This window comes from Kosmotoga sp., from assembly GCF_982836095.1.
The window spans coordinates 1-6639 of sequence record NZ_CEYIHJ010000105.1; the positions used below are offsets into that span (position 1 = coordinate 1).

General features: G+C 39.1%; 7 protein-coding genes. 3 read left to right on the plus strand and 4 right to left on the minus strand.

Annotation, left to right across the window (positions count from 1 at the left end; all coding sequences use genetic code 11):
- The coding region (locus AC3LHT_RS07450; RefSeq protein ID WP_488662450.1) for a beta-galactosidase trimerization domain-containing protein at nucleotides 1-617 on the plus strand (617 nt) is incomplete at its 5' end.
- 50 nt (nucleotides 618-667) lie between these two features.
- A complete protein-coding gene (locus tag AC3LHT_RS07455) occupies nucleotides 668-1888 on the plus strand; it encodes an HD-GYP domain-containing protein (protein ID WP_488662451.1) in 1221 nt (406 codons plus the stop codon).
- 21 nt (nucleotides 1889-1909) lie between these two features.
- Here the strand turns inward: AC3LHT_RS07455 and AC3LHT_RS07460 are convergent, their stop codons facing one another.
- The 4 genes from AC3LHT_RS07460 to AC3LHT_RS07475 form a co-directional block, all read right to left on the minus strand.
- Nucleotides 1910-2929 carry a serine hydrolase domain-containing protein gene (locus tag AC3LHT_RS07460; RefSeq protein ID WP_488662452.1) on the minus strand — a complete coding sequence of 340 codons (1020 nt, stop codon included), beginning with the start codon at nucleotides 2927-2929 and terminating at the stop codon, nucleotides 1910-1912.
- A gap of 72 nt (nucleotides 2930-3001) precedes the next feature.
- Nucleotides 3002-3556, minus strand: coding sequence for a DUF1700 domain-containing protein (locus AC3LHT_RS07465; protein ID WP_488662453.1), 555 nt, complete (start codon nucleotides 3554-3556; stop codon nucleotides 3002-3004).
- Entirely contained in the window at nucleotides 3549-3872 is a 324-nt protein-coding gene (locus tag AC3LHT_RS07470; RefSeq protein WP_488662454.1) for a PadR family transcriptional regulator, read from the minus strand. Before AC3LHT_RS07470 ends, AC3LHT_RS07465 begins: the two co-directional genes overlap by 8 nt.
- Before the next feature lie 31 nt (nucleotides 3873-3903).
- Complete coding sequence (locus AC3LHT_RS07475) at nucleotides 3904-4953, minus strand: DUF4097 family beta strand repeat-containing protein (RefSeq protein WP_488662455.1); 1050 nt, start codon at nucleotides 4951-4953, stop codon at nucleotides 3904-3906.
- Between the two features lie 274 nt (nucleotides 4954-5227).
- On the opposite strand from AC3LHT_RS07475, the gene AC3LHT_RS07480 reads away from it, so the two are divergent.
- Entirely contained in the window at nucleotides 5228-6379 is a 1152-nt protein-coding gene (locus AC3LHT_RS07480; RefSeq protein ID WP_488662456.1) for an RtcB family protein, read from the plus strand.
- Nucleotides 6380-6639: the final 260 nt, after the last annotated feature.

Here is a 6639-nt window from a genome sequence, read left to right on the forward strand (position 1 = left end):
AACTGGGGTACAATGTTGATTTTGTATTCCCGGAAGACGATATTTCTGAATATAAGCTTTTAGTTATACCTTCGGCTTACTATATTCGGGAGGAATTTCTCGAAAAGCTTCCAAAATTCAAAGGTAAATTGATCATTACTTCGATGACCTCATCTAAAGACAAATACAACAACATCAGGTTATCAGTTCCCTATGGACTGGAAGAAATTCTTGGCATAGAAGTCGTTGATTTTGGCGGGACTGAAATGGAGCTGGATTTGGCATTCAACGGAAAGAGGTTCAAAGGTAGATTTGTAGTAGAAAACCTAAAGATAGTTGATGCTGAAATAGTTGGTGAGTTTCTCTCAAGTGGTTTCAAAGAATTTCCTGCGATTACTCAAAAAGGTAATGCCATTTATGTTGCAACAATACCCGAGAAAAACCTCTTGAAAGAGCTTTTGATTTCATTTGGTCTTGAAAAGCGAGCAAAAGATGATTTGGAGCTTATAAACTTCAAAGAATTTTCCATGTTGTTAAATCCGAGCTCTGAAAAAAGGGAAATCGAGCATGATGGGAAACATATATATCTTGAAGCGTATTGCTGGAAAACCTTCAATCCTTTTCAAGTCGGTCAATAGTCTTACTTAAAATGCTATAATTTTGCCACATGCTGACAAGTTGGTGAGATATGCGAAGAATATTGATCTACATTTCTGTTTTTGTATTCGTGGTCATTATAGCAATTGTTGGGTTTTATTATTTGAACTTGGCTAGGTACACAGAAAGGGTAGAAAGCAGCAAACAGGCTTTAGAGCTTTCGATGGTTTTGCTTTCTGAAAAGCTTTCTTACGGTTACTTTCAGTGGTCTGAGTTTTATAAAGCGGTACAAAAGGGTGATAAAGAATTCATTGAAAACAATATCAATGATATGCTTGCAAGCTCTCCTCTTATCCATTCAATGAAAATCATAGATAGGCCTGCTTTCTTTTCAAATGAAGAATCCCTTTACAAGATCCTCCCGGGATCAAAGGGCAAAGAATTATCCGTGTACTTCAACATATTTGATGATTTTCTGAAAAATGTGGTGAAAAATAAAATTGTTCAGGCAGAGATTTCTTTGAACGAACTTTTGGCTGCATATAACATGTCAGATCTGATAGAAATTGTTCATTCCGAAGCGGGCAAGCCTTTAGTATTCGGTTTGAACTATAAACTAAAGATTTTCCCACTACGTTTTTTCCAGATAGTGAGTGCTTTATCAATAGGCTTTTTAGCCTGTTTGATTGTTCGAACGATAGTAGAATGGGAAATTTCCACCCATTATCAGACAGTTGGCTTAGAAACCCTTGTTTCCCTTTTTGAACAGAGAGATAGATACACAGCAAATCATTCAAAAAATGTAGCCGCAATTGCTGTAATATTAGGAAGAAACCTCGGTATAAAAAGAAAGCGCTTAAAGCTTCTGGAAAGGGCCGCGCTTCTTCACGATATAGGGAAAATAGGAATACCCGAGAAGGACCTTGCCAAGAATGGAAAACTCAATGACGAAGAATATTTCATAATGAAAAGGCATTCAGAAATCGGTGCGGTTTTGGTGGGCAAAATTCCATATTTAAGAGATTTGAAATCGGTAATTCTATACCATCATGAAAAGACAGATGGATCCGGTTACCCATATGGGTTGAAGGGAGATAAAATCCCTTATCTTGCACGGATTTTAGCAGTTGCAGATGTTTTCGATGCCTTGATAAGCGATAGGCCTTATCGCAGCGCAATGAATCTCGAAAACGCCATCAAAGAAATGGAAAAAATGCCTTTAGATCAAGAAATTGTAAATGCCCTAAAAAACAATATCAAGAATATATTGGTGGTACTTAATAAAAACACCGAAATGCTTATCAGACAATAATTTCTTTCATCCAGAAAATCATCATTCAAAACTTGGCAATACATAATCTTCTAATAGCTTCAAAGAAAATTCGGATGAAATAGCTGCGGTTGTTACCATTACAAGACTCTTTGATGGAATTATATAGATACGCTGGTCATTGTAACCATAGGCAGAGATTATTTCAATATTCTGATGTTCATAAATCCACCAGTGGTAACCAAAATAGACGTTCGTGGAAACTCTGTTCATCTTCTGCAGGGATTTTTCGATCCAATCTTTCGAAATAAGCTGTTTACCTTCCCAGATGCCTTCTGTGAGCATAAGAAGGCCAATTTTTGCCATGTCTTTGGGAATCATATTCAGCCCTGCACCTTTGTTTATTCCCTGCGAATCCTTAGGCCATATTACTTCGGTTATTCCAAGGGGATGAAAGAGGTTTTCCTCTGCGAATTCAAGAGCACTTTTTCCAGTGATCCTCTGTATAGCAGCAATTACCAGATGTGAAGCTCCAGTGTTATACACAAATTTTTCACCGGGCGCATCTGAAATGGGTAAATTGAGCACAAATTGCACCCTATCAGGACTGCTTATGAACTTGTTGTAGATATTTCTCGGATCAACGTAAGAATAAGCCCACTCATTCCATTCAAAGCCACAAGTATTTTCTAATACATGCCTGAGCTCTATCATATATTTCTCTTTTGAGGAATTCTCCACAATGTAATCAGAGAAAATTTCCATTACTTGGATATGTTCAGACGGTATGTAGCCGTTGTCTATCATAATGCCCACAAGCAAGGAATTTATGCTTTTGGTTGCGGAATGCAAAGCGTGAAGATCGTCCGGCGAAACCTGAGAACCATTTTCTTTGAAGTAGTTTTCATAGACAACATAACCATCTTTTATGATAATAAGAGAATGGAGTTCCTTCCAGAAAATCCTATTGATATATGCTTCCAACTCCTGGAAATCGTAGCTGTCGTCATATCTCCAGCCATTTGTTGGCCAATAATCAGGAACAAAACCAAAGGCAAAGGATACGAAAAGCAGTATTAGCAAGCAAAATATGCACTTCTTCATTGTCCTATGGGTGGTGAGTTTCTAAAAGACCACCCCCTCTTTCCATTTGATTTATTCACCTTTTATAACTTTAAGGTTCCACTTCAAGAATGCCACAGTGACTTTGAACACGCCTTTCAATATTTTTCCGGAGAAAAGGAAGATGCCAATGCCAATGAGCATTATACCGAAGGCAAAAAACAATTCCTGATTTAGATTCGCGAATGGTAGCATAACGTGTTCCGGAAAATAATAGTAAAATACAGGTAGGGTAACAAAAGCCGCGGCAATTGCAAAAACGGCAAAAACCAAGGCATATAGCACAACAAAAAAAGGCAGGGTGACAATTAGATTGAAGAAACCAAGCCCAATTATACTCATTATCGCTGTAAAGATACTCCTGCTTTTTGGTTTGTCATCTAACATTCTAATATTATGCTCTGCGAGTATTAATTTGGCGATTTTATCCGGGTTACCTAGATCACGGGAGATTTGATCTTCTGTTTTTCCCTGCCTTAGACCTTCCTGAAAATGCTCCCTGTAATCCTGAAGGTACTCTTCCCTTTCGATTGGCTTGAGCTTTCTTAACCCTTTTTCCAGTCTTTTTATATATTCAACACTATTCATCACCATTCCCCCTACCGAGGAGTTTGTTTACCCCATTATAAAATTCAAACCATTCTTTTCTAAGCCTTTTGCATTTAGTTATGCCTTCAGGTGTCAATTTGTAATACTTCCTTGCTGGTCCTTCGGAGGATTCTCTTATATATGAAGCCAACAATCCATCCTTTTGCAGACGTTTAAGAAGAGGGTAAATCGTCCCTTCAGAAATTTCAATTGCCGCTGAAATTTTTTCAACAAGCTGATACCCATAACAGTCTTCTTCTGAAAGGACACTGAGGACACATAGATCCAGGACACCTTTTTTCATCTGCTTGTCCATCACTACACCTCTTTTCGAAATTACCAACACATCATTTCCCGCTGATTTTTATATCAGAATTGCTGCTGCTTAGCTCTATATGTAAATCGCCACCGCCATAGATACTTCCACTGATGCTGGTTTTACCAATTTCTTCTGTTAGGATGGGTACATTGTCAAGTATGATTTTCCCATTTGAAGTATTTGCAGTGATTACTGCACCAGTGCCATAAGGCATTACAAATTCAATTCCTCCGTTGCTTGTTGTAAGCTTTAGCTGGCCGGAATCCGGGAGTGCAGAATCCAAAACGATTTTTCCATTTGAAGTCTTCAAAGTGTTACTTGCTCCCAAAAGCGACGAATCTCTTACATATATGCTACCATTGGAAGTTCTCAAATACACCTGCGCTTGGGAATCCTCAATTTCTATTGAGGCGTTTGATGTCTCAACATGAAGGCTGCCCATAAATCCGCTGGCATAAAACTTTCCATTTGAACTATCGAGCTTTGCTTCACCTGAGACTTTCAGCAGTGAAATGGATCCATTGGAAGTTCTCAAATCTATATCTCCATCTACATTAGAAAGATCTATAGAACCATTTGAAGTGCTTCCAATAATTTGAGCATTGAGGTCGGAAAACTTCAAGCTTCCATTGCTTGTTTTGGTTTCAACATTATTTATTAGATTGTGTGGTACTTTCACGGATATTGAAACACCATAGCTTTTGAAAAAGCTGGTTTTTGACAGTCTGGGGGTAACTATCCTCATGCTGCTCCCAAGAAATGTAATTTCAGGCTTTGTCGATTCAAAAAGTTCTTCCATCTTTTTTTCCGAGTAGCCTGCATATCTTTGTTTCACTTCGATCTGCACATAATCGTTTTCCCAGCTTTCCACCTGGATGTATCCATTGAGAGTGCTTACATAGATCTTATTAATTTGTGGATTTGAGAAGATCTCTGTGTATTCATTCTGATAGTTTGTGGCATCTTCAAAGTCAAAACCATGAAAGTCAATTGGCCCCATTAAAAATGAAGCACCTACTAAAATCAAGCCAATGGCCAAAATTGTTCCTGCAACCACGCTTCCCTTTTTTCTTTTCACAATACTACCTCCCTTAGAATCGAGTCATTTTGATTTCTGAAAAATAAAACAGCTGTTCTTAAAAATACAATAACACACAGTAGCTTGTATAGCAAGGTAGTGTGTGTTGCATTATACTCAAATTAAAATTACAACATTATGACTTTCAATCTTTAGAAAAGCAAAGAAATCTTTCAGATTATTGCTTCTATCTTAGTTTCAAGTCTTTTATATAGCAGGGTTTAAAATATAATGATGTTAGAATCAATATGAATCAAACAAGAGGTGCGGGCAGATGAATAGATACTACCCGAAGTTAAAAGCGAAGATCTGGGTTCCCATTGAAAAAGTAGAAGAAGAAGCCCTTGAACAGATTAGGAATCTCTCCACAGTTCCCGATCTCTTCAGATGGATAGCTGTAATGCCCGATGTGCATCCGGGTTATGGCATGCCCATTGGAGGAGTTGTTGCGTTGAAAAAAGCCGTTATTCCCTATGCTGTTGGTATGGATATCGGCTGCGGTATAGTGACGGTGAAAACGAACCTATCTGCGAAGTCAGTGTTGAAGCACCGCCATCAGATACTGAAGCTGTTTCTTGAGAAAATACCCGTTGGCTTCAAATGGCGTGGAAAGGCTCTGCCCAGCAATTTATGGGAAAGAGAACCTGGTGGCCCTGTAATAGAAAGAGAATGGAAAAAAGCCCAGAAACAGCTGGGAACTTTAGGTGGTGGAAACCATTTTATTGAAATCCAGAAGGATGAATCCGAGAAAGTGTTTCTAACCGTACATAGCGGCTCTCGGAATCTTGGTAAACAGGTTGCGAGTCATTACGACAGAATTGCAAAACAATATTGCAAAAAACGGGGTTTTAATCCTCCACCGGGCCTTTCCTGGTTGCCAGTGGACAGTAACGAGGGCAAGCAGTATCTGAGCGAAATGAACTTCTGCATTGAATTTGCCAGGGAAAACCGCCGCCTGATTATGGAATCAGTACTGGAAGTAATGAGATATTTCTTTCCAGAAATGGAAGTTATAGAGAAACTTGAGACAATTCACAACTATGCGAGTTTTGAAGAGCATTATGGCGAAAAAGTGGTTGTCCACCGTAAAGGTGCTGTAAGGGCGCAAGGGCGGGTAATCATTCCCGGTTCTATGGGAAGCGCCACTTATATAGCAGAAGGACTATGCAATCCTGAGAGTTTTTGCTCTTGCTCCCATGGTGCAGGAAGGTTGTTAGGAAGGCATGAAGCTAAAAGGAAGTTGAATTTTGCCCAGGTAAAGCGCGACCTTGATGAAAGAGATGTTGTTTTGATGACACCAGATAAAAGCGCTGTGATAGAAGAAGCCAGAGTGGCTTATAAAGATATAGAGGAAGTTATGGAATATCAAAAGGACCTTGTGAAGAAGACTACACGACTTATACCGATAGCTGTTGTTAAAGGGTAATGCCAAAAATTTGGGTCTGGGGTTTGGAGTCTAGGGTTTGGAAAGCGCTTTAAGAATCGAAAAGCAAGTTTTGAGTTAAGAATTATGAGTTGTGAATTAGAGGCTGTGAATGAAGCGCCGCAGGTGCAAAGCCATTTCGAAGGAATGCAGAGCCTCGATGAAGACACGCGCAACCTGAGCTTTAGCTCAGCATAGCCACTATGTAGAGGGTCTCTCACCTACTATGTCAAGTCAAGGAGACAATCTACCTGAATCCGTTC